The organism is Vreelandella sp. GE22, from assembly GCF_968212445.1.
Map to the genome: position 1 here is coordinate 1,027,565 of NZ_OZ309110.1, position 26,885 is coordinate 1,054,449.

Sequence of the window (26,885 nt, forward strand, 5' to 3'; positions counted from 1 at the left end):
ACAGCATAGCAAAGCGTTCATTAACCAGCGATTAACCGCGGCTGATCGTCGTGCCGAGCAGGTGCTGGGCGCCGGGGACCAGCCACACCGGGTCCAGCCGGGTGTTGGCGGCTTCGACACACACGAAGCGGTAGGCAGCTTCCGCTGGGGTGTCGGCGGGTAACACATCGCCTGGGTGCCACACCACGGTGGAGTCGCTGGACTGTTTGGCGACGCGCAGGGTGCGCTCGCCATCACTGAGGGTTACCGCTTCGTTGGTGTGATAGATACGGTCGACCGCGCCTTGAACGGCCAGCACGCCCTGTTGTTCGGCTTCGGCGAAATCCTTGAGCTTGTCCAGATAGCGGGCCCCGGCCAGGCCTTCCAGGCGACACTGGTGGGTGTTCGCCACGCCCAGATACGTGTGCAGCGCACCGCTGATTTTCACCGGCGTTTCGCCGATGTTCTCGCTGATGAGCTCCACGTTCAGACGCTGGGCGTTGGCTTGAACGACCACGCGGGCAGTCAGCAGGCCGTGCAGACGCTCGGCCGGGGAGAGGTGGACCTCGATACCTTCGGCGTGCTCGTCCACGGCGTCCAGTCGCCACTGGGCCTGGCGGGCCAGGCCATGGAACGGGCCATCGTGATTTGGGCTTTCATCGGCGTAGCGCTCGTCGGCAAACCAGGGCCAGCAAAGCGGTATGCCGCCGCGAATGGTGGCGGGCAGCGGCGCGGGGGTGGGCGTCACCCAAAGCCAAGACGTGTCGTTATGGGGCTTGAAATGCAGCACCTGGCCACCCTGCAGGCTGATGACCATTTCCCCCCACGCCATGTTGAAAATGATTACCTCGCGGCCTTGCCAGGTGGTCTGTGCCTGATCGGCTACATTGGAGATAAGGGCGTTGAGCGAGTCGGGGATCATGGGGTTTCCTCAATTGGGTCAGCGTATCGCGTTGGCGGGGGTGCTTATGGGTAGGTTACGGCGCACATAAACCAGGCAGAACCTTAGCGCTGTGTGCTATGTTAGGACAAGCGCGCACGGTAGGTAAAACCTGCGTATAAGTGAAAAAACCAAGGAGGAATTATGGGCTTTTTAGCATGGCTTATTATCGGTGGTCTGGCTGGCTGGATCGCTGGCAACATTATGCGCGGCGGCGGCTTCGGCATTATCGCCAATATCGGGGTCGGTATCGTGGGTGCGGTGATCGGCGGTTTCCTGTTTAGCCTTCTGGGCCTGTCCGCCGGGGGCTTCATTGGCTCGCTGGTGACGGCGACCGTCGGTGCCGTGGTGCTTTTGTGGATCATCAGCAAGGTGCGAAGCGCCTAAACGCTGGCTGCCTAAGCACTAAAGGCAAACGGTTTACCCACTAAGCCGGCACTACGTTTTTAAACACCGCCCCGGAGTCTTCTTCGGGGCGGTGTTTTTGGTTAATTGCCAAGCGCGCTATCGGCCTTGCCGGGAGTTTCCGTTACACTAGGGCGCTTTTTCTGGCGCGTTGCCGAGTGTCGTTTTCGAGGTGTCTTTTGGCCGAAGCATTAACTTCCTGGTGGTCCCAACAGCTTGTGCTGTGCGATTGGGCGTTCCTGTCACACCCTTTAGCGATGGATAGCGCAAACGCCGAACAGCGCCTGCAGGCATTGGGTATTACCCATCGGGGGGAGCTGGTCGAAAAGTTTTTACATGGTCTAGGGGCGTTCGATGCGTACCCACACCAACTGCTGGGTGCGCTCGAGTGGAGCGCGCTCGCCGGCGCCGCCGGCTGGATCTCGTCTGAACAGGCGGTGAGCTGGGGCCACCACGTGATGCGCCGCATCGCCGCGAAGTATCGTGACCTGCGCAGCTGGCTGCGCGACCTGCGCCAGGCCGTGGGCGAAAGTGCGCCCGCCGAGGTTCAAGAGCGCTTTTTGGAAGCGTGCCAAACCCTGACCCAATGGGAGAGCGAGGCCAGCGCCGTGAGCTGGCCCACCTTCGAGCGGGCACTCGCCGAGACACCGCCGCCGACCCCCCTTTGGCCGGATACGCCCAACGCCCGGCCCTGGCGGCTGGGCGCGCTGTTTCATCCGGTCATGTGCTACCCGGCAACGCCGGGGGACTGGCCCGAGGCGCGCCAGTGGCTTGCGCAAATCTGGCAGGTCAACGACCGCGACCAGCTTCTGGGTGTGGCGTTGTGGCTTAGCGCCCAGGGCGACCGCCAGCGTTGGGATATCGAGGCGCGGGAGCTGCCGGGTATGGACGCTGCCCAGCGGCTGGAGTGGCAGCGTGGCGCCCAGGACGAGTTTGCCTACGCACCGGTGCTCGATCGGTTCGTTAGTCAAAACGAGCCACTCGAGTGGGCCGCCTGGGACTGGCTGCGCATGGTCGAGCTTGCCTGGGCGGGGGCGTGTAGCGGGCTTTTGAGCCAGCAGGAAGCCGATGATATTGCCGCCCACGGTGCTGATCTGATTACCCAGCGCTACGCCGACTGGTCGACACTGTTGGCCGCCTACCGCCGTGGGCAGAGCCTGTTCGAAGGCATCGACCGGCGCGCGATGACGCCTAGTGCCCAGCATACGCTGCTGCTGGAGGCGTCTTGTAGCCCTTGGGACATGGAGCCCGGCGCGCTTTTGGACCCGGCCGTGCTGTCGGGTTCGCGGGCGCGTATCAAGGCGTGGCGCTCGACCGACCACCACTGGCTGCTGGCGCTTGCAAGCGTTCGCGAACCCGACGCGATGCTGCGCCAGTTCGACCCCGGCGCCTTTATGGGCGAAAAGCGCCGCGCGGATGCGGCGGTCTATTTGCAGGACGCGCTCGGGCTTCACGCCGACGAAGGGGCGGGGGCGCTGGCCCGTTACTGGCTGCCGGCCCAGGCGCATCACCTCAATCAGCTGGCCGCCGACGCCGTGCACGGCGTGATGCCGCCCAAGCGCACGCCCTTTGGCCAACCCGGCGCCGATGAGGTCCGCCAGTTGCAAAGCCTCAAGGGCGTGAGCCGCCACGCCGCCACGGTTCACATGGCCGAGAAGTTCGCCTTTTATCTGCACATGGCGTTTGATAGCCGTTTGTTCGAGCAGCCAGCGCTTTTGAACTACGCCAGCGCCTTGAAAAGCTGCCTGTGTCGCTTTTATACCTCTCCGCGGCGCTTGCTGGAGGCTTGGTTTGCCTGGGAGAGCTGCCTGCCCGAGCCCGAACACGACTCGTTGATCGGCGAAATCGCCTGGCACTTGGAAGACCCTGGCAGCCTCTTCTACTGGCTTGACTGGCATCCCGGTGCCTGGCAGGAGCCCGGCGAGCGGCCCAGCATCAGCCACTTTACTGCCATGGCGCTGGTCGGTCCGCTCAATAGCGCCGTGTGGAGCGACCCCCAGCCCGAAAGCGAGCGCGAACAGGCCTCGATTCGCGAGTGGGTGGACAGCCACTACCACTTGGCCAGCGCCGCCGACATGCAGGATTTTCTGAACTTCATGCTCGAATCCGGCGACCGTCAGGAGTATCAGATCAACTACGCCCCCTACACGCTCAACCCCGGGCGGCTGGCCAGCGAAATCGCCATTCTGGAGTCCGGCGACTGCGTGGAGGAGGAGCGCCACCATCTGCTTCGCCTTCGCCGGGTGCGTGACAACGAGGATGGCTGCAACGATGTGGACATGGCGGCTTGGGACATCGCTCAGTTGATGGACCTGGCGATTGCCGCGCGCCAGCTTGGCTGGCTGGAGCGGGAGGCGTTCAACCGCGTGCTGGACCGCGCCTATCAACTGGCCGACGCACACTACGCCGGTTGGCAGGAGTACGCGGCGGGCATGTACGCTGGATTTTCCTTTTTCATGGGCGAAACGCCCGAGCGCGAGGAGTTTCTGGCCGGCTTCCGCCAGGCCCTGACCGCCTGGCTGAGCGGCGCACCGATTCTGGCCGGCCCCTGGACGAGCCTGGACTTCCCCGGCACCAAACCGCGCCACTTCGCCCCGCTGCATATCGACACCCTACCCGGGGATCAACGGATACTGCATTGAGGCTCGCCAAAGCCGGGGTAATTAGCTTATAGTCGTCGGCTAGAAAAAAAGCCTGGTTTCGGTTAATAACATTAAGGGGTTGTTTGCATGGTTTCGGTGCCACACTTGGCTGTGACAGCTGCCCGAGTCATGGGCGTTTGCGTGATTTTTTCCTTTTTGGCCGGGTGTGCAAGTTCCCAGAATATGGAGCCCCCCGAAGATTATTTCGCAATGACGCTACCGGGATTGAAAAAGGGCGTTAGCCCGCAAATGTCCCCGGTCGATAATACCCTTACCCAAATGCGCAGTTTTCAGACCCCGCCACCTATGATGATCAAGGAGGCACTGCTCGCCCAGCATCAGCGGTGGTCCGGCACCCCCTACCGGATTGGCGGCACGACGCAGCGAGGGGTGGACTGCTCCGGGTTCGTTCGAAACATCTTCCGCGACACGTTCAATCTGGAGCTTCCCCGCTCCACCACCGATCAAGTACACGAGGGACGCTTGATCGACCGCCAGGAACTACAGGCGGGCGATCTGGTCTTCTTCCGGCCCCCGGGACCCTACAACCATGTGGGCATCTACATGGGTGATGGCTACTTCATGCACGCCTCTTCCTCGCAAGGGGTCATTATTTCGAGCATGAGCAACCGCTACTGGCAGCGCCACTATTGGCAGTCGCGCCGCGCGCTGGAACCCACTCACGTTGCTCAGCTCGGTCGTTTTTAACCGCTCTTTGGGCCGGCCGGCTTAGCAAGGCCAAGCCCGGGCGCGAGCGCCGCTTACCAATGGATGCGCCATGATCGAGGCCAAAACCCGCGCCTGGTGGCGCGCCACCGCCGCACTCTGTTTGGGCTCGTTTCTCGTCTTTATCAATCTCTACGTTCCCCAGCCGCTTTTGCCGGGGTTAAGAGACGCCTACGGGGTTTCCACTCTGGGCGTGAGCCTTTTGATGTCCTTCGCGACGCTGTCGCTCGCCTTTTCGCTTTTGGTATTTGGCCCGTTGTCGGATGCGATCGGCCGCGAGGCGATCATGCGCATTACGCTGGCCGCCGCCGGGGTACTGACCGTTTCGTTGGCCATTGCCCCTAATTTCGAAACGCTATTGCTGCTGCGGCTCTTGCAGGGCTTCGTGCTGGGCGGGCTGCCCGCCGTGGCGATCGCCTGGATGGGCGACGAGTTCGACAAGCCCGCGCTTTTAAGCGCCGTGGGGCTCTATATTGGCGCCAACTCGCTGGGCGGAATCAGTGGACGTGTGGTGGGCGGTTTTGCCGCCTCCCTGGGCGGCCCCTCGGCGGCCTTTTTGGTCGTGGGGGTGATAACGCTTTTGGGCTGTGTGCTTTTCTGGCGGCTATTGCCGCAAAGCCAGGCGTTCGTGCCCAAGGCGTTTCGGCTGCGCCAGGCGCTTTGCGACCTTAAAGGCCACCTCAAGACACCGGCGCTTTTGGGAGCGTACTGCCTGGGTGGCATCAATTTCCTGGTCTTCATCAATCAGTACAGCTATATCACCTTTCGCCTGGCGGCCACGCCGTATCAGCTCGCCGCCGGGGCACTCGGGCTAATCTTTTTGACTTACCTGGGCGGCACGCTGGGCTCGACGGTGTCCGGAGGGTTGGCGCAGCGCTTCTCGCCTGCGCGCTGTATGTGCGCGGGTATCGTCATTTTGGCGCTGGGCACCGGCGTCACCCTGGCAAGCTCGCTTTCGCTGATCATTCTGGGGCTTGCGATCAACGCCTTCGGGTTTTTTCTCTGCCATTCCCTCGCCTCGAGTTGGGTAGGGCGTTACGCTCAAGGGGCGCGGGGTAGCGCCTCGGCGCTGTATCTGGTGTTCTACTATCTGGGCGCCAGCGTCGGTGGGTTCTGGCTCGAGCCTTTCTGGCGCTGGTCGCAGTGGCAAGGCGTCGCGGTGGGGTCGTGGCTGCTGCTCGGGGTTACGTTTTTCATCGCGCTAAACCTTTGGCGATTCGAGCGACGCGCGGGCGATTCATAGAGAGGCAATTATGCAGCGGGTAACGGTGACCCTGGACGATGAGCTGATCAAGGAAGTGGACGCGCTGATGCGTGCGCGCGGCTACCAAAACCGCTCCGAGGCAATACGTGATTTAACGCGTAGCGGGCTCAACCAAGCGCAGACCCCCGCCGAGCTCGATAAAGTATGTATGGGGGCACTCGTTTACGTCTTTGATCACGGCGCCCGCGAGCTCTCCCGGCGGCTAACCCGCCACTCGCACGATCACCACGATTTGACGCTCTCTACGTTGCACGTGCACATCAATGCAGAGAGCTGCCTGGAAGTGGCCCTTTTGAAAGGTGAGGGCCAAGCACTACAGCACTTTGCCGACGAGGTGACTTCTTCGCGCAGCGTGCGCCATGGCCAGTTGGTACTAATCCCGGAGACCTAAAACCGATCACCTGCCAGCGCAGAAATGTACCAACGTAAAAAAGGGCGGCCCGTTAGGCCGCCCTTTTCGATAGCGTGCAAGCAGAGCGTGTTTAGTGCTCTACGCCGCCTTCGCCGTGCACGTGGCCGTGCTCGGCTTCTTCTGCGCTTGCTTCACGAACGCTTGAGATTTCAACGTCGAAGTTCAGGTGCTGGCCGGCCAGCGGATGGTTGCCATCGACAACGACCGTATCGCCTTCGACCTGCTTGACGGTGACCATCAGCGGGCCGCCTTCGGTCTGTGCCTGGAACTGCATGCCGGGCTCGACGCTTTCAACGCCCTGGAACGCATCCCGCGGCACTTCCTGCATCAGTTGGTCCTGGACTTCACCGTAACCTTCTTCCGGGGTTACCTTGACGTTCAGCTTTTCGCCTTCGTTACGGCCTTCGAGCTCTTTTTCCAGGCCCGGGATGATGTTGCCAGCGCCGTGCAGATAGGTAAGCGGCTCGCGGCCTTCTGAACTGTCTAGCACTTCACCTGCATCGTTGGTCAGGGTGTAGTGAAACGCGACAACCGAGTTCTGCGCAATTTGCATTTGAAAACCTTTCGGTGAGTGCATGTACCTATAATGGTAACGTGTGTGAGCCTGCTTGTCAGGGGGCTACAACGGGTTTTTCACGGTTATGGCCCTGCGGGATGTTGCGTGAAAAAGGGCCGAGCGATACTCTAAGCTCAACTTTTTTCCACTCGTCCATTCTCCTATCGCCTACCGGAGCCGTCATGACCATTCTGTTTTTGTGGATTATCGCTTTTGTTTTAATCGCTTACTTCGTTCACCAGCATTGGGAAAGCGGCGTTAGCGAAGGGCTCGATAAACTCTTGCCCAGCGCCTTGAAAAGCCGTGGTGAAAGCCGCTACGTGTGGATCGTGGCGCTAGCGGTACTGGGTGCCACGGCGCTGGTAAACCCGGTCGAAATCCTGCTGGTCGCCATTTTGCTGGCGCTGATCGGGCTGGTCGTTGTCAAGCTAGCCAATTGGGCAAGCAGCCTTTCGCACTAAAGGCGTTCGACGCTGCGCCAAACGCAAAAATGCCCGGCTGATTGGCCGGGCATTTTTTATGGCAGGATTATTACTTCTAACAGTATTACTGCTGACTGCGAGTCAAAACTGACCTATCTGTTTAGTAGGGTGCCACGCTCAGGTTGCCGCCGCTACCGATTAGGCGAACCCGCTGACCGGCCTGGAACGGGTGGTCGGCGCCCTGGACAACGACGACATCTGTACCGTCGTCGCGGCGAATTTCCATCTCAAGCCCCCGGGAGCGGTTGGCGCGATCTTCGATGGAGCTACCCGCCACGGAGCCACCCAGTGCACCAGCCACTGTGGCAAGTTGACGGCCACTTCCACCGCCCACCTGGCTACCCAGAAGACCCCCCACCACGGCGCCTCCGCCGGTGCCCAGCAGGCCTCCGGCACGGCTATCGGACTGGATCTGTACCGGGCGGACCGCAACGATGGTGCCGTAGCTGACGCTTTGGCCGGTTTGGGCCTGGTTGCCCCGGTAAACATCACCGGAGTAGGGGGCGGTATTGGCACAGCCTGCCAGGGTCAGCAAGCTAATAGCGGCAACGGGTAAAAAGCGTTTCATAAAACCTCCAAATCTATTGGCGCGGGTCTGTCAGCACGGGTCTAGCGTTCAAGACGGCTTTCAGGTGCGTCACGGTTATCAAACAGTGTTTTTTAAAAGATAAACAAAGTTACGGGGTTTGACCAGTCTCGCTTAAAAAAGATCACTTTTATTAGGCAGAAAGGTGTATCGAGTAAGCAATGTGCAGCAAATAAGTACCGCGCGCTCGCTTTATATGCTTTCTACCGGTAAGCAGGCTTTATGAAGCAAGTTGGCCCGCTCAGAATGTAGTGAAAGTACGCTTTTTGTACAAGAGATATATAAGTGCTGACACTTGGTTGGTCCATACAGGTGCGCCGAGGCGGGGCCTCGGCGCGGGTTCTTCATGGTCGATGCTAGCCAGTGGCTAGAACTGGTTCATGGTGTTGTCCTCCCCGCCGGCTTTGAGCGCGGCATCGCCGTGGAAGAACTCCTTGTGGTCGTCGCCGATGTTGGAGCCGGCCATGTCCTGATGCCTGACGGTGGCAATACCCTGGCGGATTTCCTGGCGCTGAACGCCGGCCACGTAGGCGAGCATGCCTTCTTCGCCAAAGTAGCCTTTTGCCAGGTTGTCGGTAGAAAGGGCTGCCGTGTGGTAGGTGGGCAGGGTGATCAGGTGATGGAAGACGTGCGCTTCCCTGGCGGCGTCGCGCTGGAAGTTGCGCGTCCATTCGTCGGCAAGCTGGCCCAATTCGGTGGCATCAAATTCGGCGTTCATCAGCTGGTCACGCGCATAGGCGGAAACATCCTTGCCCTCTTTTTCCCAGGCATCGAAGACCTGCTGACGGAAGTTGAGCGTCCAGTTGAACGAGGGCGAGTTGTTGTAGACGAGCTTGGCATCCGGCACCACCTCGCGAATGCGGTTGACCATGCTGGCGATCTGGCCCACGTGGGGTTTTTCGGTTTCGATCCAGAGAAGATCCGCGCCGTTTTGCAAACTGGTGATGCAGTCGAGTATGACGCGCTCCTCGCCGCTTCCGGGCTTGAACTGGTAGAGGCCGGAGGCGAGGCGCTTGGGCCGGACCAGCTTGCCGTTTTGCTTGATGACCACGTCTCCATTGTGGATATCGTCGGCGCTTTCGACCGGCTCGCCATCCAGAAAGCTGTTGTACTGATCGCCCAGGTCTCCCGGGGTGTGCGTCACGGCAATCTTCTGGGTAAGCCCCGCGCCGAGGGAGTCAGTGCGCGCAACGATCACACCGTCGTCCACGCCGAGTTCCAAAAACGCGTAGCGAACGGCGTTGATCTTGGCCAGGAAGTCCTCGTGAGGCACGGTGACCTTGCCGTCCTGGTGGCCGCACTGCTTCTCGTCGGAGACCTGGTTTTCGAGCTGGATGCAGCACGCCCCGGCCAAAATGAACTTCTTCGCGAGTAGATAGGTGGCCTCGGCGTTGCCAAAGCCCGCATCGATATCGGCAATGATCGGCACGATGTGTGTCTCGAAGCCGTCGATTTTCTGCGTCATTTCCTGAGCCAAGCGTTGATCACCGGCCTGTTGGGCGTCGTCGAGCTTACGAAACAGGTGGTTGAGCTCCCAGGCATCGGCCTGTTTCAAAAACGTGTAGAGCTCTTCTATCAAGCTGGCCACGGAGGTTTTTTCGTGCATGGACTGGTCGGGCAGGGGGCCGAACTCCGAGCGCAGGGCGGCGACCATCCAGCCGGACAGGTAAAGGTAGCTTCGTTTCGTGGTGCCGAAGTGCTTCTTGATGGCGATCATCTTCTGCTGGCCGATAAAGCCGTGCCAGCAGCCCAATGACTGGGTGTACTGAGCGTGATCGCCATCATAGGCGGCCATGTCCGCACGCATGATGCCGGCGGTGTAGCGGGCGATGTCGAGGCCGGTATGAAAACGGTTTTGAGAGCGCATACGCGCGGCGTACTCGGGTTTGATGGCCTCCCATTTGCCGCCCTGAGCCTCGCGTAGCTGCGCCATGGCTTTGATGTCGTCGAGCAGTCCTGTCATGTTGCATCCTCCGGTAGTGTTCGCGGTCTGCACCCGTTTGGGTGGTCTCCCCGCTGCTGTGCGGCGGGCGTGCTCTCACTATCGCTGCCTTGGTGCGGTGCAACAATTGACACTTCGGGGCAGGCGGGGTCGTAGTTAAACGACACGGGCTTATTCAAACGGCGCGATTACGTCGTCGTTTTACGCCCGTCAGGGTTTTGGGCATAAAAAAAGCGCCGCTTGAAAGCGGCGCTTGCGAGGTAACGCGTATTCAGCGCTACTCGTCTTCCTCTTCGTCCATAAAGCCCAGGCTTCCGGCATTGACCAGATGCGTGAGCACGCTTTGAGCGTCTTCGAGCTCCAGTACGTCGTCATACATGGGCGTGGTATCGGCAATGCGGCGGGCCAGCGCCTCGCTGCAGGCCAGCCCGTCGCCATCGAAGAACAGCGTGGTGGTGCCAAATTCCGTGCGCCAAGCGATGCGCGAGCCGGGCATGTGAAAGAGCGGCTCACCCGCGTGTAGTTGCGCGACAAGGGCCTCTTCGGCCAGCGGCTCCTCCAGCGGCATGACCTGGTCCATATACTTTGGTTGGGTCATGGCCCGGCCAAACCACTGGGCAAGCTCTTGGGGCTGGTCGAGCGTTTCGAGAATGAAGTGCCGCATCCGCTCGAGCGAAGCGTCGTCGAGCTCCCCGGTTTTCTCGGCTGGCGTCATGCCGGCATCGCTGTAACGCTTCGAGCCCGGCAACTGCTCGCCGAGATAGTCGGCAAACGAGGTGATCGCCTCGTCGGCGGAGGGGGCGCGAAAGCCCACGGAGAACGTCATGCAGTCCTCGGTCTGGCTCACACCGTGGTGCGCCCAGCCCGGCGGCAAGTAGAGCATGTCCCCCGGGCCCAGCGTCCAGTCGGAATCGGGCTCGATCTCGAAGGTTTCCAAAATCTTTAAGTCGATGCCCTGAATGATCGGCGCGTCATCGGATTGCTTGCCGCCCAGCTGCCAGCGCCGCTGGCCCCGGCCCTGCAGCAAAAACACGTCGTACTGATCCACGTGGGGGCCAACGCTTCCGCCGGGCGGGGCGTAGCTCACCATGATGTCGTCGAGGCGCCAGTTGGGTAGAAAGCTGAACGCTTTCATCAGCGCGGCGACGTCGGGTACGTAATGGTCCACCGCTTGAACGAGCAGGCTCCAGTTACTCTGGGGCAGGCGCTCGAAGGTGGCGTTGTCGAAGGGGCCTTGGGAGACCTGCCAGGGGCCTTCCGGCCCCTGTTCTTCGACCAGTCGCGCCTCGACGCCGGGTTCGCACGCAAGCCCGGCCAGCTCGTCCGGGTCCAGGGGGCTGACGAAATCCGGCATGGCGCCACGAATCAGCAGCGGTTTTTGCTGCCAGTAGCTTTTCAGAAATTCCTCGGGCGTTAGATCGCCCAGCAGGGTCAGCGGCTCGTTATGTTGGCTCATGGCGAATTCCTGGTGAGTCGGCGCGGGTTATAGCGCATCGAGGCGCTTGGGTAGTGCTCTAGCCTGGGCCTCGGCGTTACCGATGTAGCTGGCCGGCGAAAGGGCTTTCAGCTCTTGTTTGACCTCACCTGGAAGCTCGAGGGAATCGATGAAGGCGGAGAAGCCTGCCTGGTCGATACGCTTGCCGCGGGTCAGTTCCTTGAGCTTCTCGTAGGGCTTTTCGATGCCAAAACGGCGCATCACGGTCTGGATCGGCTCGGCGAGGACTTCCCAGCTGTTGTCCAGGTCTTCATTCAGACGCGTCGGGTTGGCTTCGAGCTTGCTGATGCCCTTGAGACTCGCGTGGTAGCCGATCAGCGCGTAGGCCAGGCCCACACCCAGGTTTCGAAGCACGGTAGAGTCGGTCAGATCGCGCTGCCAGCGGGAAATCGGCAGCTTCTGCGCCAGGTGATTGAGCACCGCGTTGGCAAGCCCCAGATTGCCCTCCGAGTTCTCGAAGTCGATCGGGTTGACCTTGTGCGGCATGGTAGAAGAGCCGATTTCGCCTTCCACGGTGCGCTGCTTGAAGTAGCCAAGCGAGATGTAGCCCCACACGTCGCGGTCGAAGTCGATCAAAATGGTGTTGAAACGGGCGATCGCATCGAACAGTTCGGCGATGTAGTCGTGGGGTTCGATCTGGGTGGTGTAGGGATTGAAGCAAAGGCCCAGCCCCTCCACGAAGGTACGTGCGTTGGCTTCCCAGTCGATCTCCGGGTAGGTCGCCAGGTGAGCGTTGTAGTTGCCCACCGCGCCGTTGATCTTGCCCAATACCTCGACGCTTTCGATCTGCTTGAGCTGGCGCTTCAAGCGGTAAGCGGTGTTGGCCATCTCCTTGCCAAGCGTGGTCGGGCTTGCGGTCTGACCGTGGGTGCGCGAGAGCATCGGCTGCGCTGCGTGGGCCACGGCAAGCTCAGCGATGTCGTCGGCCACCTTGTGCAGGGTGGGCAACACGGCCTTCAGGCCATCGGCCAACATCACACCGTAGGAGAGGTTGTTGATATCCTCGCTGGTGCAGGCGAAGTGAATGAACTCGGTGACCGCGTGCAGCTCCGCCTGACCCTCGATCTTCTCCTTGAGAAAGTACTCCACCGCTTTGACGTCGTGGTTGGTAGTGCGCTCGATCTCCTTGATGCGCTCGGCGTCGGTCACCGAGAACTCGTCGATCAGCGTTTCCAAAAACGCCGTGGCGTCTTGAGAGAGCGCGCTGACCTCGGTGATGCCCTCGTGCTCGGCCAGGCGCTGCAGCCAGCGCACTTCGACGATGACGCGAGCGCGGATCAGGCCGAATTCGCTGAAGTGTTCTCTGAGCGCGGCGGCTTTATCGGCGTAGCGGCCGTCGACGGGAGAGAGGGCGGTCAAAGCGGTGAGTTGCATGGCAAGGTTTCCAGGTATAAAAAGTCGGTGTCTTGAAGAAGGCCTAGTTGAGGCTATCGAGGGCGCGGCGCAGCGCCTTGCGCTGAAACATCAGCTTCCAGCGCCGGCCGCCCTGCTGATGCCACAAAAGGGCAAAGCGGATACCGCTCAGCAAACAGGCGCGCACCCGCTCGGGCATCATGCGCGTCTGTAAAAGCGGCGGGTCGCCCTGGACGACGATGCGCGTTTTGAACGTCGAGATCGTCTCCTGATAGGTTTCGCCCAGGCTTGCGATTACGTTTTCATGCACCGGGCCGAAGTGCTCCGCCTGCCCCTGAACGTGGTCGAGCTTCTGGCCCAGGGCGTCGAGCATGCCGGTATCGCTTCGCAGCTTGTTCATCAGCATCAGCATCGAAAACCCGTAGCGCAGCACCACCGGGTCGGCCTGCTTGCGTCCCACCAGCGCCTCCAACGTATCGAGCCCGCGGCGCAAGTTGTTGGGGTGGCCGCCGTAGATCGCCTCGAAGCTTGCCGGGTTGGTGTCAAGGGTTGCGTTGATCAATGTCTCCCAGGCGCGGGGCTCGACCTGACCGGTGCGCGCTAGTTCATCGACCAGGCTTGCGGCCTGAAACACCCCGGCCAGCGCCAGCGCCTGGCGGGCGGAAGGGGAGTCCGGGGCGCGATGAATCGGCGTGGTCGCGCTCATGCGGCGGCCTCGGCGGCGCTCCAGGTGGTGTCGATCACCCCGCCCCCCAGGCAGATGTCGCCATCGTAGAGCACCAGCGACTGGCCAGGTGTGACCGCCCACTGCGGGTCATCGAAGATGACGTCGACGCCGTTGTCGCTGCGCGTGCGCACAAAGCAAGGGCAGTCGCTTTGGCGGTAGCGGGTCTTGGCCGTGAAGCGGCCCTCGGAAACCGGTGCAAAGCCTGCCACCCAGTCCATCGCCTCGGTGGCCAGCGAATCGGTGTACAGGCGCGTATGGGCCTTGCCCTGCACGACCCTTAACACGTTGCGCTCGAGATCCTTGTCCACTACGTACCAGGGTTCCTCGGAGTAGTTGGCCAGGCCCCCGATGCCAAGGCCCTGGCGCTGACCCAAGGTGTAGTACATCAGGCCCATGTGATCGCCGATCGCATCGCCGTCGGCGGTTTCGATCTTGCCAGGCTTGGCGGGCAGGTACTGCTGCAAAAAGTCCTTGAAGCGGCGCTCGCCTATAAAGCAGATACCGGTGGAGTCCTTCTTCTTCGCCGTCACCAAATCATGCTCTTCGGCCAGCGCCCGCACCGCGGGCTTTTCAAGCTCGCCTACCGGAAAGAGGGTCTTGGCGATGGCGGCTTCGGGCACGGCGTGCAGAAAGTAGCTCTGATCCTTGTTGCGATCCAGGCCCTTCAATAGCCGCGGGCGGCCATCGTATTCGCCGCGGCGTACGTAGTGGCCGGTGGCGATCTTGTCGGCGCCGAGCATCTCGGCGTAGTCGAGGAACACCTTGAACTTGATTTCCCGGTTGCACAGGATGTCCGGGTTCGGGGTGCGCCCGGCCTTGTATTCGGCCAGAAAGTGCTCGAAAACGTTATCCCAATACTCTGCGGCGAAGTTGGCGGTGTGCAGCTTTATACCAAGCTTTTGGCACACGGCCTCGGCGTCGGCCAGGTCTTCCTTGGCGGTGCAGTATTCGGTGCCGTCGTCCTCGTCCCAGTTCTTCATAAACAGGCCTTCGACTTCATAGCCTTGTTGCAGGAGCAAAAGTGCGGAAACCGACGAGTCGACGCCGCCGGACATGCCGACGATCACCTTGCCGGTGGCCGGCATCCCGGCGGCCGGCGCCAGGGGCGTGCTGTGAGTGGATGTCATGGCCATCCTCGTAAAGTGGTATGCAATTGGCCGCGATTATACACGATGCGGGCCTGGCGCTTCGAGTGCTTCACTCGCTGATCACGCCAAGCGGATAGTGATGCTTGGCGCGGGCGGCCTCGATCCGCCTGACCACCAGCGGGCTTCGAAGCCTTCCCGCGCGCTCGAGCGTTTTGATTTCGTGAAGCGTCAGCCAGTGCGTGGCGTGAATATCGGCGTCCAGCGGCGTTGCCAGGTGGGTGTCCGGCGTGGCGATAAAGCCGTGGCTGTGAAAGGTTTTATCCGCAGTGTGAAAGACCCAAAGCCCCAGGTAATGGGTCAGGCGTACCCGCCAGGCGGTCTCCTCTTCGACTTCGCGCAGCGCCGCCGCCATCGGCCCCTCGCCGGGCTCGATATGGCCCGCAGGCTGGTTGAAAAGCGTGGTCGGGCCGCCACGCTCCTCTTCGACCATCAGGTAGCGCCCATCTTGCTCGATCACGCAGGCGGCGGTGGCGTGGATGCGTTTCATGACGTTTTTTTGCTCCGCGGTTTTTGCCCCGGACGCTTGTGTCCGCCGGGCTTTTGGGGCGCCTTAGGGGCGTGCAGGGTCTCTTTTCGCCACTGACCCGGCGCTAAATCATCGAGGCGCCAGGCGCCGATGGCGGCGCGCACCAGGCGAAGCGTAGGAAAGCCCACGTGGGCGGTCATGCGGCGTACCTGGCGGTTGCGCCCCTCGGTAATGGTGAGCTCGAGCCACGAGGTGTTCGGGTGGCGTTTGGGGTCGAGGGGCGGGGTGCGCTCGCCAATAGCCGGGGGATTAATGCGCCGCGCCTTGGCCGGGCGGGTAGGGCCGTCGTTGAGCGTGACCCCCGCTCTGAGCGCGGCCAGCGCTTTATCGTCGATCACCCCTTCGAGCTGGGCCCAGTAGGTCTTGGGCTGCTTGTGGCGGGGGTGCGCGATCTGGTGAATCAGCGCGCCGTCATCGCTTAGTAGCAATAACCCCTCAGAGTCGTAATCGAGCCGGCCCGCCGCGTAGACCCCGGGTACATCGATCACATCGGAAAGCGTTGCGCGGCCTTCGGTGTCGGTGAACTGGGACAGCATCTTATAGGGCTTGTGCAGAAGATAGAGCGTGCTCATCGGGCTCTCTTGTGGCGGGGTGAATTTGTCGACAATCGCATAAAGGAGTAAAGTACAGCGCGGAAATACACAAATACTAAACGTTGGAATGGCATCATCGCCTTCGCGCCGCTTTTATCGAAAACGCCGCGATGGTGGCCGTGGCAAACGCGCCGTGCTCAAACTCTTCGCGGCGCAGCTCGATGAGTAAGCCGCCTGGAATTTTTTAGTCACAGCGACAGAAACGAGGTTAACGCAAAATGTCCGAAACGCCGAAGATCATTTATACGCTCACCGATGAAGCCCCCGCGCTTGCGACCTACTCGCTGTTACCGATTATCGATGCGTTCACCGACCCTGCCGGTGTGGAAGTGGAAACCCGCGATATTTCCCTGGCTGCTCGCGTACTGGCGCAGTTTCCCGACCGTTTGAGCAGCGAGCAGCGCGTCAGCGACGACCTCGCCGAGCTTGGCAAGCTTGCCACTACGCCAGAAGCCAACATCATCAAGCTGCCCAACATCAGCGCCTCGGGCCCGCAGTTGAAGGCGACCATCAAGGAGCTGCAATCCCAGGGGTTCGATCTTCCGAACTACCCTGACGAGCCGCAAAACGCCGACGAAGAAGCCATAAAGGCCGCTTATGACAAGGCCAAGGGTAGCGCGGTAAACCCGGTGCTTCGCGAGGGCAACTCGGATCGTCGTGCGCCGAAGTCGGTCAAGAACTACGCGCGCAAGTACCCGCACCGCATGGGTGAGTGGAGCAAGGATTCCGACTCTCACGTGGCGCACATGAGCGAGGGCGACTTCTACGCCACCGAGCAGTCCGCGGTCATCAAGGCGCCGGGCTCGCTCAAGATCGAGCTCAAGCAAAAAGACGGCACGGCGACGGTACTCAAGGAAAGCCTGAAAGTGCTCGAGGGCGAAGTCGTCGACGCCGCCTCGATGAGCAGCCGTAAACTGCGCAACTTCATCGACAGTGAAATCAAGGACGCAAAAAAGCGTAACGTGCTGTTTTCGCTGCACCTAAAAGCCACCATGATGAAGGTGTCCGACCCGATCATGTTCGGTATCGTGGTCGAAGAGTTTTATAAAGACGTACTCGAAAAGCATGCCGGTGCGCTGAAACTGGCCGGCTTCAACCCGGCGTCGGGCTTGGGCGATCTTTACAACTCGATCGAGAAACTGCCTTCCGAGCAGTCTGAAGCGATCAAGAGCGACATTGACGCGCTCTACAAAGAACGCCCGCCGATGGCGATGGTCAACTCCCACAAGGGCATCACTAACCTGCACGTGCCCAGTGACGTGATCATCGACGCCTCCATGCCGGCCATGATTCGCGATTCCGGCAAGATGTGGAACGCGGGTGACGAGCTCCAGGACGCCAAAGCGGTGATTCCGGACCGCTGCTACGCGACCATCTACCAGAGCGTGATCGAGGACTGCAAGAAAAATGGCGCCTTCGATCCGACCACCATGGGCAGCGTGCCCAACGTGGGTCTGATGGCCCAAAAAGCCGAGGAGTACGGCTCCCACGACAAGACCTTCCACATTCCTGCCGATGGCACCGTGGTCGTCACGGACGAAAACGGCCAGACGCTGTTTAGCCACGATGTGGAAGCCGGCGATATCTGGCGGATGTGCCAGACCAAGGACGCGCCGATCAAGGACTGGGTGAAGCTTGCCGTCAACCGGGCGCGGGAAAGCGGCACGCCGACCATTTTCTGGCTCGACGCTAATCGTGCCCACGATGCCAAGCTGATCGAGAAGGTCGAGACCTACCTTGCCGATCACGACACCGACGGTCTGGATATCCGTATCCTCGCGCCGGTCGAGGCGATGAACCTGTCGCTCGAGCGTATCCGCAAGGGCGAGGACACCATTTCAGTCACCGGTAACGTGCTGCGCGATTATCTGACCGACCTGTTCCCGATCATGGAGCTTGGCACCAGCGCCAAGATGCTCTCGATCGTACCGTTGATGAACGGCGGCGGTCTGTTCGAAACCGGCGCCGGCGGAAGCGCGCCCAAGCACGTCGAACAGCTCATCGAAGAGAACCACCTGCGCTGGGATTCGCTGGGCGAGTTTTTGGCTTTGGCCGCCTCGCTCGAGCACCTGGGTAGCACCTTCGGCAACAAGCGCGCCACGGTGCTGGCCAAGGCGCTGGATGAAGCCAACGGGGAGTTTTTGGACAGCAACAAGTCGCCTTCGCGCAAGACCGGCGAAATCGACAACCGCGGCAGCCATTTCTACCTGGCCATGTACTGGGCCGAGGCGCTGGCCGCCCAGGACCAGGACGCCGAGCTTCAATCGCTGTTTGCGAAGCTTGCGAAAACGCTGCGCGACAACGAGTCCAAAATCATGGACGAGCTCAACGGCGCCCAGGGTAAGAAGGTCGACATCAAAGGCTACTTCCACCCGGACCGCGAGCTTACAAGCCAGGCCATGCGCCCGAGCCAAACCCTGAACGACGCACTTGCCATCGTCGCCAAGGGTTAAACGCTTTAGTGGTCACAACCCTCGTCCGCTCGGTGGGCGGGGGTTTTTTGTTTTATCCAGTGTGATAATTTTGTCTTTTCCATGAACCCTTGCTGACTCTGGGCGTCTTAGAGCAACCTGCTTGCAACATCCGCCTGTCAGCACAGAGACGATACGCCAAGCTTTATGACCAACTTTCAAAGCCCTTGTCTAAATAGTCTGGTTTTGGGTATGACGCGCCCGGATAGACCCGAGTATGACGACGACCTGGATGTGCAGGCTTCGGAGCCCGAAGTCGCTCAGCCGCCGTTATATAAAGTGATTCTGCACAACGATGACTACACCCCCATGGAGTTCGTCATCGAAGTGCTCCAGGGCTTTTTCAATATGAATAATGAAAAAGCCGTTGAGATCATGCTCGCCGTGCATACCCAAGGCAAAGCGACCTGTGGCATTTTTACCCGCGATATCGCGGAGACGAAAAGCCATCAGGTCAATGAATACGCCCGCGAATGCGAACACCCGCTTATGAGCGATATCGAAGCCGCCGACTGATCGACCCACGAGCGCATTAAAGCGCCGTGCGTTGAAAAAAAGTGGCAGCGGGGCTTGCAAGCGGGGCATTTGTACCCGATGTTGAAAGTGCCGGTCGATTACACCGATCCGACGCAAGTCCCGGGTATAAACCACCTTGGGTAGTAGCGAAAAGGGGACTGCCATGCTGAGCAAAGAACTTGAACTGACCCTGAACACGGCCTTTACCGTGGCTCGCTCGAAGCGCCACGAGTTCATGACCGTCGAGCACCTGCTTTTAGCGCTATTGGACAACGCCTCGGCGGTTGACGTGCTAAAAGCGTGCGGGGCAAACCTCGACAAGCTGCGGTCCGATCTGCAGGATTTCATTAATTCGACCACACCTTTGATTCCCGAAGGCCAGAGCGAGCGCGAAACGCAGCCGACGCTCGGCTTTCAGCGCGTGCTTCAGCGCGCGGTATTCCATGTCCAGTCATCGGGAAAAAGCGAAGTCAATGGCGCCAACGTGCTCGTGGCTATCTTCTCTGAGCAGGAGAGCCAAGCCGTTTATTTCCTCAAGCAGCAAAACGTTGCTCGAGTCGATGCCGTCAACTATATCGCCCATGGGATTTCCAAGGTCTCTGGCCACAACGCGCCCAATGCCTCCCAGCAGGAAGGCGAGGACGTGGAAGAAACCAGCGCCGAAGGCGCCGCACACCCGCTTACCGGCTACGCCAGCAACCTCAACGAGCAGGCCAGGCTTGGCAAGATCGACCCGCTGATCGGGCGCGACCATGAGCTCGAGCGCGTGGTGCAGATTCTGGCCCGCCGCCGTAAGAACAACCCCTTGCTGGTGGGTGAAGCGGGCGTGGGCAAAACGGCCATCGCCGAGGGCCTTGCCAAGCGCATCGTGGAAGAGGACGTGCCGGATGTCATCGCCGACGGTGTCGTCTATTCATTGGATATGGGCGCGCTTTTGGCCGGCACCAAGTACCGGGGCGACTTCGAGAAGCGTTTGAAAAGTCTTCTGGGCGAGCTCAAAAAGCAGCCCAACGCGATTCTCTTCATCGACGAGATCCACACGGTGATCGGTGCGGGGGCGGCCTCTGGTGGCGTCATGGACGCTTCCAATTTGCTCAAACCGCTGCTTTCGTCCGGCGAGCTTCGCTGTATCGGTTCGACCACCTTTCAGGAGTTTCGCGGTATTTTCGAGAAAGACCGCGCGCTTGCCCGCCGTTTCCAAAAAGTCGACGTGCCGGCTCCCTCGGTGGATGACACCATCAAGATTCTCAAGGGGCTGCGCTCGCGCTTCGAGGAGCACCACGAACTCAAGTACACTGACGGTGCGCTCGAGAGTGCGGCGCGGCTGGCGGATCGTTACATCAACGACCGCTTTCTGCCAGACAAGGCAATCGACGTGATCGACGAAGCCGGTGCGCACCAGCGCATGCTGCCGTCCGAGATGCGCGTGGATACCATCGATGTGGATCAGGTCGAGGCGGTGGTCGCCTCCATCGCGCGCATTCCGCCGAAAAGCGTGTCGAGCTCGGATCGTAAGCAGCTCGAAAAGCTCGATCGTGACCTCAAGATGCTGGTGTTTGGTCAGGACGAGGCGATCGATTCGCTCTCGGCGGCGATCAAGCTCTCGCGTGCCGGTCTCAAGGCGCCGGACAAGCCGGTGGGTAGCTTCCTGTTTGCAGGCCCCACTGGTGTCGGTAAAACCGAAGTTGCCAAGCAGCTCTCGCACATCATGGGCATCGATCTGGTGCGCTTCGATATGTCCGAGTACATGGAGCGTCACACCGTTTCACGGTTGATCGGTGCGCCGCCGGGCTACGTGGGCTACGACCAGGGCGGGCTTCTGACCGAGGCGGTCAACAAGCAGCCGCACTGTGTGCTGCTGCTCGACGAGATCGAAAAAGCCCACCCGGAAGTGTTCAACCTGCTGCTGCAGGTCATGGACCATGGTCGTTTGACCGACAACAACGGCCGCGAAGCGGACTTCCGCCACGTGATCGTGATCATGACCTCGAACGCCGGTGCCGAGCAGGCGGCTCGCCGCTCGATCGGTTTCCAGACCCAGGATCACACCACGGATGCCATGGAAGTCATTCGCCGCACGTTCTCGCCGGAATTCCGCAACCGTTTGGACGGCATCATCCAGTTCAGCTCGCTGCCGGTTTCTGTGGTACGCAATGTGGTCGACAAGTTCCTGATCGAGCTTCAAGCGCAGCTTGACGAGAAGCGCGTTCAGCTGGAGGTGGACGATGCGGCAAGAGACTGGTTGGCGGACAAGGGGTACGACCCGGATATGGGTGCGCGCCCCATGGCCCGCCTGATCCAGGAAAAGCTGAAAAAGCCGCTGGCCGAAATGATTCTATTCGGCGAGCTGGCCGAGCACGGGGGTACGGTGCACGTAAGCCTGGAAGAGGGCGAGCTTTCGCTTTCGACCGAGTCCGAGATGGCTGACGCCCCGTAGCAGGACAGCAAAGCGATAAGCCAACCTACAGCGCCCTGTCATTGACGGGGCGTTGTCATGTTAAGGCGCCGTATGGAGAATTACCCAAGTGGCTTTACGTTGCGTAAAGCGGGGAGCGCCGGTGTTTAGCGCGAACGGTAAACGATGCGGCCCTTGGACAGGTCGTAGGGCGTAAGCTCTACCTTGACTTTATCGCCGGTCAGGATGCGGATGTAGTTCTTACGCATCTTGCCCGAGATATGGGCCGTCACCACGTGGCCGTTTTCGAGCTCGACCCGAAACATGGTGTTGGGAAGGGTGTCAACAATAACGCCTTCCATTTCAATATGGTCTTCGCGTGCCATATAGGCAAATCCTCACTTATTTAACGTCATTAATCGCAGTTAAGCAGCGCTCGTAGTGTACAAGGGCTGGGCGAGCAGCGCTATATTGTGCCGCAAGCCTGGCGTCAAGGCAAAAAAGCGCGTCATTTTAACGAATGAGCGAGCGCCATTGGCGCCCATCGAGCACCTCGAGCGGTGAAAAAGCCTGCTTGTAGCGCATCTTTCGGCACTCTTCGATCCAGTAGCCAAGGTAAAGGTGGGTCAGCCCTTTTTCATGGCAATGTTCGATCAAACGTAAGATCGCAAGCGTTCCCAGGGAGCGTCGGTCCAGCCTCTCGTCGGTTTCAAAGAAGGTATAGATGGCCGAAAGACCGTGTTCGAGTTCATCGAAGGCGGCTACGCCGACCAACGTATCGTCCAGGTACATCTCTAAAAGCTGCGCGTAGGGCTCGTCGAGAGTTAAAAAGGTGCGATACTGCTCCTGGCTCGGCGGGTACATGTCGCCGTCGCTGTGGCGGTCGCGAATGTAGCGAGCGTAGAGCGCGTAGTGCGCGTTATCGAAGCGGGCGGGCACCACGCGCGTGGTAATGTCGGCGTTTCGCCGTAGGATCTTGCGCTGAGTGCGATTAGCCTCGAAATGAGCTACCGGTATGCGCACCGACCGGCATGCCTGGCAATCCTCGCAGTGGGGGCGGTATAAATGGCGCCCGCTGCGGCGAAAGCCCAGCAGCGATAGGGCCTGGTAAACGCTCCCGGTCGGCGCTTCTTTGGGGTCGAGAAACAGGGTGGTCGCCTGTTGGTCAGGCAGGTAGCTACAGCCGTGGGGCACGGTCAAAAAAAAGCGTAGATCGCGGGCCGGGCCGCGGGGAGTGCTGCTACTCACGGCGGTCTCCTTGTAAGGGGGGCTAACGGCTATCAGCGGTGGCCACGGCGGCAAGCCAGGGCGAGGCCGGCACGCTCGGTGCTGCGTGGCTGCCTGGCGATAGGGTGAACGCGTTTTTCGGCAGCCACTGTTCAAGATAGCCTACGAAGGTCTGTCGAGCGATGGGGGCGGCGCCCAAACGTTCCAGGTGGGGGGTGTGCATTTGACAGTCGATCAGCGCGCCGCCGTTTTCAACCATAGCGCGCGCCAAGTGGGCGAGCGCCACCTTGGAGGCGTCCGGGGCGCGGGAGAACATCGACTCGCCAAAAAACACCGGCCCCATGGCCAGTCCATAAAGCCCTCCGGCAAGTTCGCCGTCGCGGTGAACTTCGATGCTATGGGCAATGCCGAGGGCGTGAAGGCGCTGGTAGGCCAGGCGCATTTCGGGGTTGATCCAGGTACCCGGCTCGCCTTGACGGGGAGCGGCGCAGGCGTTAATTACCTGTTCGAAGTGTTGATTCAGCGTCACGCTAAAGCCACCATTGCGTAACCGCTTGGCCAGGCTTCGCCGCAGCTTGAAGGCCGCCGGCTCGAGGACCATGCGCGGGTCGGGGCTCCACCAAAGCACCGGGTCGTCATCGCTGTACCAGGGGAAGATCCCCCGGCGGTAGGCTTCGACCAGCCAGAGAGGAGAAAGCTCGCCACCGGCGGCAAGCAGCCCGTCGGGCACGTCGAGCGCGCTGGCCGTATCCGGAAAGGCAGGCGTTGGCGAGGAGAGCCAGGGCAGCATCAAAAGGGCTCCTTATGGCTTTGTAAAAAGTGGCCTTTAAATAAATAGCCTTTGAATCAACAAGGCCCGGGTAGCGTCTTTAAAGAGACCAACGCCTGACGACAAGCGCTGTGATGGCGAAAGGATGCTCGGTATGATGCAAACTCGCAAGTGGATTAACGACGCCACCAGGTGTAAAGGGAGAATCGCTTGAAAGTAAACAAGACGGTAGACAAGCGAACGCAGGGCGGTTCGCGTCGACCTTCATCGTCGGCCCAGCCGGCTCAATCGGCCCGGGTCAAAGCCGCCAAAGACAAGGCGCGGCGTTTTGGCCTGCGCCTGCAAGGTTCCATGCGCGAAGGCGTGGTGGTGGTCCTGCTCGCGCTCTGCGTGTTTTTATTGCTGGCGCTATTTAGCTATCAGCCGGAAGACCCGGGCTGGTCCTACCAGGGGCCGGAAACCGACGTGCGCAACTGGATGGGCCCGGTCGGTGGCTGGCTTGCCGACGTACTCTACTCGTTGTTAGGCGCCAGTGCCCTTTGGTGGCCCGGCATGTTCGGGTTTGCCGCCTGGTGGCTGATGCGCTCGCGCCAGGTGCGCTTCGAGCTCGACCCGGTCGCCATTGCGGTGCACGCCGGGGGGCTGGTGCTTTTGATGTTCGGCACCACCATGCTGGGGGCGCTGCACTTTTATCACCCGGAAAGCATTTTGCCTTACGCCTCTGGCGGTATTCTGGGGGAAGGGCTGGTCGGCACGCTCCGCCCGCTCGTGGGTAGCGGCGGGGTAGGGCTCATCGCCGCCGCGCTGATTCTGATCGGCTTCCCGCTGTTTACCGGCATGTCCTGGCTCAACGTTGCCGATGAGCTGGGCAAGCGGCTTTGTCGTTTGGGCGGCTCGCTGCGCGAGCGCCGCGCTCGAGGTAAGCAAAAACGCGAAGACCGCGCCGCGGTCAAGGCCGCCTCCAAAGAAGCCAAGCGCAAGTTCAAGGAGCGCACCCGCAAGGAGCGCGACGACCAGGCGCCGGCATACGAGGAAGAAGAAGAGGCGCCAGTGGCGGCGCGCAGCGAGGCGCCGACACCCAAACCCGCACGCGCGGGCAGCCGCCGCGAGCCCAGCATGATGGCCTTCGATCAGGAACCTGAGGCCGAAGAGACCACCGACACCTCGATTCCCTGGGAGGTCGCGGCCGGCACTACCCCGCCGCCAAGTGAGCAAGCAAGCCCCGTGGCGCCAGCGGATCCCGAGCCGGCCCCCGCGACACCTGCCAAAGCTGAGCCCCCCCTTGAGGAGCCGCCGCGCCCGGCCGCCTGGGCCCCCAACGAGGAGCAGCAGAACGCACCGGCATCTGCCGTGGCGCCAGAGCCCGACGTAGCGCCCGAGAAGGCCGCCGAAAAAGCGCCCACGCCACAAGAGCCCGAGACCGAGCGCCCGGCCGCCTTTGTACAGCCGCCGGAAGCGGCGCTGGATGAAGAAGAGAGCGAGCCGGCCGTTTCTGAACCGGCTGCTTCTGAGCCGGTATCGGCGTTTGAAAGCCCGCGCCCCTCGAATGCTTTCGCGATCTCCGCCCGCGACGAAGTTTCGCCAGCCGACGCTGCGGCAGCCGACGCTGCGGCAGCCGACGCTGCGCCAGCCGATGCTGCGACGACCGATGACACCGCGCCGGACCGCGCTGCACCCTTCAATGAAGCCGCGCCGTTTTACGACGCCGAATCCGCTGAGCAAGCACCGCCGTTCGAGCCGCCCATGCCCGAGCGCGAAGTAGCTGCTCCATCCAGCGCCGACGAGGCCGGAGACGAGCCACTGCCGCTGCGCGCCTCTAAACTCGAGGCGGCGCCGGCCAGCGATTCACGTTTCTATATCGATGACGAGTACGTCGACGCGTCGTATGACGATGAAGCGTTCGATGAAACGCCGGATGCCACGCCCGCGCGCGAAACACAGCCCGCACCGGTCAGCGGCGCTCAACGGGTGCCTGAGGTAGTCCCGGAACCCGTGTGGGAGGATGACGAAGAGCCTGAGCCCGCCCCGGAGCCGCCGGTAGCGCCGCGGCCTACGCGCCAAGAACCCACTTTCGCTTCGGAGCGGGTAGCCCAGGAGCCGGATACCGGGCCGGCGCTCTGGACCGTCGAGCACCTGCAAAACCAGCGCCCGGCGTTCGAGACCGAGGACGAGCCCGAAGGCGATGTGCCGAGCTATCAGCTTCTGACCCCGCCGGAGCCGCACCAGCCCAACTACTCCGACCAGGAGCTCTCGGACATGGCGGAGCTTTTGGAAGTGCGCCTGCGCGACTACGGCGTGAAGGCGGAGGTCGTGGATACCTGGCCGGGTCCGGTCATCACCCGGTTCGAGATCAAACCCGCACCGGGGGTGAAGGTTTCCAAGATCAGCAATCTGGCCAAGGACCTGGCGCGTTCGCTGATGGTCAAGAGTGTGCGCGTGGTCGAGGTGATTCCCGGCCGCCCGACCGTGGGTATCGAGATTCCCAACCCGCACCGGGCGATGATTCGCCTGCGTGAAGTCATCGACTCCGAGCGCTACCAGCAGGAGAGCTCGCCTTTGACCATGGCGCTGGGTCAAGATATCGGCGGCGGCCCGGTCGTGGCGAATCTGGGCAAGATGCCCCATCTGTTGGTGGCGGGTACTACGGGCTCGGGTAAGTCGGTGGGTGTCAACGCCATGCTGATTTCGATGTTGATGAAGGCCACGCCGGACGAGCTCAAGCTGATCATGGTCGACCCGAAAATGCTCGAGCTTTCGGTGTACGACGGCATTCCACACTTGCTGGCGCCGGTGGTCACCGATATGAAAGAGGCCGCCAACAGCCTGCGCTGGTGCGTGGCCGAAATGGAGCGGCGCTACAAGCTGATGGCAGCGATGGGCGTGCGTAATATCGCCGGCTTCAACGCCCGTCTCGATGAGGCCGAGCGCGCCGGTGCCCAAGTGGCGGACCCGCTTTGGGAGCCCCAGCCCTGGGAGATGCACCAGACCCCGCCGATTCTCGAGAAGCTGCCCTATATCGTGGTGGTGATCGACGAATTTGCCGATATGTTCATGATCGTCGGCAAGAAAGTGGAAGAGCTGATCGCACGTCTGGCGCAGAAGGCCAGGGCCGCGGGTATCCATCTGATTCTGGCCACCCAGCGCCCGTCGGTGGACGTGGTCACGGGTCTGATCAAGGCCAACATTCCGTCCCGCATGGCGTTTCAGGTCTCGTCACGCATCGATTCGCGCACGATCCTCGACCAGGGCGGCGCCGAGAGCCTGCTGGGCCACGGTGACATGCTCTACCTACCCGCCGGTTCCGGGCCGCCCAACCGCGTGCACGGCGCCTTCGTGGACGACGACGAGGTACACCGGGTGGTGGAAGATTGGAAGCGTCGCGGCGAGCCCGAGTATATCGATGAGATTCTCTCCGGCGGTGTCTCGGCGGACGCCTTGGCCGGGCTCGAGGCTGAGGGGGGCGGTGATGACGATGCCGAGCAGGATGCGCTCTACGACGAAGCCGTGCAGTTCGTCACCGAGACTCGCAAGGCCTCGATCTCTGCCGTGCAGCGCCGTTTCAAGATCGGCTACAACCGCGCCGCGCGCCTGGTCGAAGCCATGGAAGGCGCCGGAGTCGTGTCGTCGATGGGCTCTAACGGTGCCCGAGAAGTGCTGGCGCCGCCGCCGGTTGGCCAGTAACGACGCGGGCAATCGTGCAACAAGCGTGAAAGTCGCGCCCCGGATGAAAC

23 protein-coding genes are annotated in these 26,885 nt (G+C 61.2%); 10 read left to right on the plus strand and 13 right to left on the minus strand.

The window, feature by feature from the left end; genetic code table 11:
• Window positions 1-31: 31 nt before the first annotated feature.
• A complete protein-coding gene (locus tag ACWHRL_RS04910) occupies window positions 32-901 on the minus strand; it encodes a D-hexose-6-phosphate mutarotase (protein ID WP_447895481.1) in 870 nt (289 codons plus the stop codon).
• A 162-nt stretch (window positions 902-1,063) separates the two neighbouring features.
• Between ACWHRL_RS04910 and ACWHRL_RS04915 the strand changes: the two genes are divergently transcribed.
• The 5 genes from ACWHRL_RS04915 (at window position 1,064) to nikR (ending at window position 6,347) form a co-directional block, all read left to right on the plus strand.
• Window positions 1,064-1,306 (plus strand): GlsB/YeaQ/YmgE family stress response membrane protein, encoded by a 243-nt coding sequence (locus tag ACWHRL_RS04915; RefSeq protein ID WP_227388245.1) that lies wholly within the window; start codon window positions 1,064-1,066, stop codon window positions 1,304-1,306.
• Window positions 1,307-1,503: 197 nt separating this feature from the next.
• The gene (locus ACWHRL_RS04920; RefSeq protein WP_447895482.1) at window positions 1,504-3,966 is read left to right on the plus strand and encodes a DUF1266 domain-containing protein; all 2,463 of its coding nucleotides are present in this window, start codon (window positions 1,504-1,506) and stop codon (window positions 3,964-3,966) included.
• 183 nt (window positions 3,967-4,149) lie between these two features.
• A complete protein-coding gene (locus ACWHRL_RS04925) occupies window positions 4,150-4,674 on the plus strand; it encodes a C40 family peptidase (RefSeq protein ID WP_447895483.1) in 525 nt (174 codons plus the stop codon).
• A 70-nt stretch (window positions 4,675-4,744) separates the two neighbouring features.
• A complete protein-coding gene (locus ACWHRL_RS04930) occupies window positions 4,745-5,935 on the plus strand; it encodes an MFS transporter (RefSeq protein ID WP_447895484.1) in 1,191 nt (396 codons plus the stop codon).
• A gap of 10 nt (window positions 5,936-5,945) precedes the next feature.
• Window positions 5,946-6,347, plus strand: coding sequence for a nickel-responsive transcriptional regulator NikR (gene nikR, locus ACWHRL_RS04935; RefSeq protein ID WP_447895485.1), 402 nt, complete (start codon window positions 5,946-5,948; stop codon window positions 6,345-6,347).
• Window positions 6,348-6,438: 91 nt separating this feature from the next.
• Here nikR and ACWHRL_RS04940 read toward each other — a convergent pair whose 3' ends face one another.
• Window positions 6,439-6,921, minus strand: coding sequence for an FKBP-type peptidyl-prolyl cis-trans isomerase (locus tag ACWHRL_RS04940; protein WP_447528158.1), 483 nt, complete (start codon window positions 6,919-6,921; stop codon window positions 6,439-6,441).
• Window positions 6,922-7,106: 185 nt separating this feature from the next.
• Between ACWHRL_RS04940 and ACWHRL_RS04945 the strand changes: the two genes are divergently transcribed.
• Window positions 7,107-7,385 carry a hypothetical protein gene (locus tag ACWHRL_RS04945; RefSeq protein ID WP_447528159.1) on the plus strand — a complete coding sequence of 93 codons (279 nt, stop codon included), beginning with the start codon at window positions 7,107-7,109 and terminating at the stop codon, window positions 7,383-7,385.
• A 121-nt stretch (window positions 7,386-7,506) separates the two neighbouring features.
• Here ACWHRL_RS04945 and ACWHRL_RS04950 read toward each other — a convergent pair whose 3' ends face one another.
• The 8 genes from ACWHRL_RS04950 to ACWHRL_RS04985 all read right to left on the minus strand — a co-directional run bounded on the left by ACWHRL_RS04950 (window position 7,507) and on the right by ACWHRL_RS04985 (window position 15,755).
• Entirely contained in the window at window positions 7,507-7,974 is a 468-nt protein-coding gene (locus tag ACWHRL_RS04950) for a glycine zipper 2TM domain-containing protein (protein WP_447528160.1), read from the minus strand.
• A 385-nt stretch (window positions 7,975-8,359) separates the two neighbouring features.
• Window positions 8,360-9,955, minus strand: coding sequence for an isocitrate lyase (locus ACWHRL_RS04955; protein ID WP_447895486.1), 1,596 nt, complete (start codon window positions 9,953-9,955; stop codon window positions 8,360-8,362).
• A 256-nt stretch (window positions 9,956-10,211) separates the two neighbouring features.
• Window positions 10,212-11,390, minus strand: a complete 1,179-nt coding sequence (locus ACWHRL_RS04960; protein ID WP_447895487.1) for a JmjC domain-containing protein — start codon at window positions 11,388-11,390, stop codon at window positions 10,212-10,214.
• 27 nt (window positions 11,391-11,417) lie between these two features.
• The gene (gene purB, locus ACWHRL_RS04965; protein WP_447895488.1) at window positions 11,418-12,803 is read right to left on the minus strand and encodes an adenylosuccinate lyase; all 1,386 of its coding nucleotides are present in this window, start codon (window positions 12,801-12,803) and stop codon (window positions 11,418-11,420) included.
• A 43-nt stretch (window positions 12,804-12,846) separates the two neighbouring features.
• Window positions 12,847-13,488, minus strand: a complete 642-nt coding sequence (hflD, locus tag ACWHRL_RS04970) for a high frequency lysogenization protein HflD (RefSeq protein ID WP_447895489.1) — start codon at window positions 13,486-13,488, stop codon at window positions 12,847-12,849.
• Entirely contained in the window at window positions 13,485-14,636 is a 1,152-nt protein-coding gene (gene mnmA, locus ACWHRL_RS04975; RefSeq protein WP_447895490.1) for a tRNA 2-thiouridine(34) synthase MnmA, read from the minus strand. Before mnmA ends, hflD begins: the two co-directional genes overlap by 4 nt.
• A gap of 70 nt (window positions 14,637-14,706) precedes the next feature.
• The gene (locus ACWHRL_RS04980; protein ID WP_447895491.1) at window positions 14,707-15,144 is read right to left on the minus strand and encodes an NUDIX domain-containing protein; all 438 of its coding nucleotides are present in this window, start codon (window positions 15,142-15,144) and stop codon (window positions 14,707-14,709) included.
• Window positions 15,141-15,755 carry a pseudouridine synthase gene (locus tag ACWHRL_RS04985; RefSeq protein ID WP_447895492.1) on the minus strand — a complete coding sequence of 205 codons (615 nt, stop codon included), beginning with the start codon at window positions 15,753-15,755 and terminating at the stop codon, window positions 15,141-15,143. Before ACWHRL_RS04985 ends, ACWHRL_RS04980 begins: the two co-directional genes overlap by 4 nt.
• A 239-nt stretch (window positions 15,756-15,994) precedes the next feature.
• Between ACWHRL_RS04985 and ACWHRL_RS04990 the strand changes: the two genes are divergently transcribed.
• The 3 genes from ACWHRL_RS04990 to clpA all read left to right on the plus strand — a co-directional run bounded on the left by ACWHRL_RS04990 (window position 15,995) and on the right by clpA (window position 21,200).
• Window positions 15,995-18,229, plus strand: coding sequence for an NADP-dependent isocitrate dehydrogenase (locus ACWHRL_RS04990; protein WP_447528168.1), 2,235 nt, complete (start codon window positions 15,995-15,997; stop codon window positions 18,227-18,229).
• 210 nt (window positions 18,230-18,439) lie between these two features.
• Window positions 18,440-18,763 (plus strand): ATP-dependent Clp protease adapter ClpS, encoded by a 324-nt coding sequence (gene clpS, locus ACWHRL_RS04995; RefSeq protein WP_447528169.1) that lies wholly within the window; start codon window positions 18,440-18,442, stop codon window positions 18,761-18,763.
• 163 nt (window positions 18,764-18,926) lie between these two features.
• Window positions 18,927-21,200: an ATP-dependent Clp protease ATP-binding subunit ClpA gene (gene clpA, locus ACWHRL_RS05000; RefSeq protein WP_447528170.1), complete on the plus strand. Its 2,274-nt coding sequence runs from the start codon at window positions 18,927-18,929 to the stop codon at window positions 21,198-21,200.
• A 125-nt stretch (window positions 21,201-21,325) separates the two neighbouring features.
• Here the strand turns inward: clpA and infA are convergent, their stop codons facing one another.
• The 3 genes from infA to aat all read right to left on the minus strand — a co-directional run bounded on the left by infA (window position 21,326) and on the right by aat (window position 23,175).
• Window positions 21,326-21,544: a translation initiation factor IF-1 gene (gene infA / locus ACWHRL_RS05005; protein WP_007111068.1), complete on the minus strand. Its 219-nt coding sequence runs from the start codon at window positions 21,542-21,544 to the stop codon at window positions 21,326-21,328.
• A 127-nt stretch (window positions 21,545-21,671) separates the two neighbouring features.
• Complete coding sequence (locus ACWHRL_RS05010) at window positions 21,672-22,406, minus strand: arginyltransferase (RefSeq protein WP_447895493.1); 735 nt, start codon at window positions 22,404-22,406, stop codon at window positions 21,672-21,674.
• A gap of 22 nt (window positions 22,407-22,428) precedes the next feature.
• The gene (gene aat / locus ACWHRL_RS05015; protein WP_447895494.1) at window positions 22,429-23,175 is read right to left on the minus strand and encodes a leucyl/phenylalanyl-tRNA--protein transferase; all 747 of its coding nucleotides are present in this window, start codon (window positions 23,173-23,175) and stop codon (window positions 22,429-22,431) included.
• 189 nt (window positions 23,176-23,364) lie between these two features.
• Here aat and ACWHRL_RS05020 point away from each other — a divergent pair, with 189 nt between their 5' ends.
• A complete protein-coding gene (locus tag ACWHRL_RS05020; protein WP_447895495.1) occupies window positions 23,365-26,835 on the plus strand; it encodes a DNA translocase FtsK 4TM domain-containing protein in 3,471 nt (1,156 codons plus the stop codon).
• Window positions 26,836-26,885 lie beyond the last annotated feature (50 nt).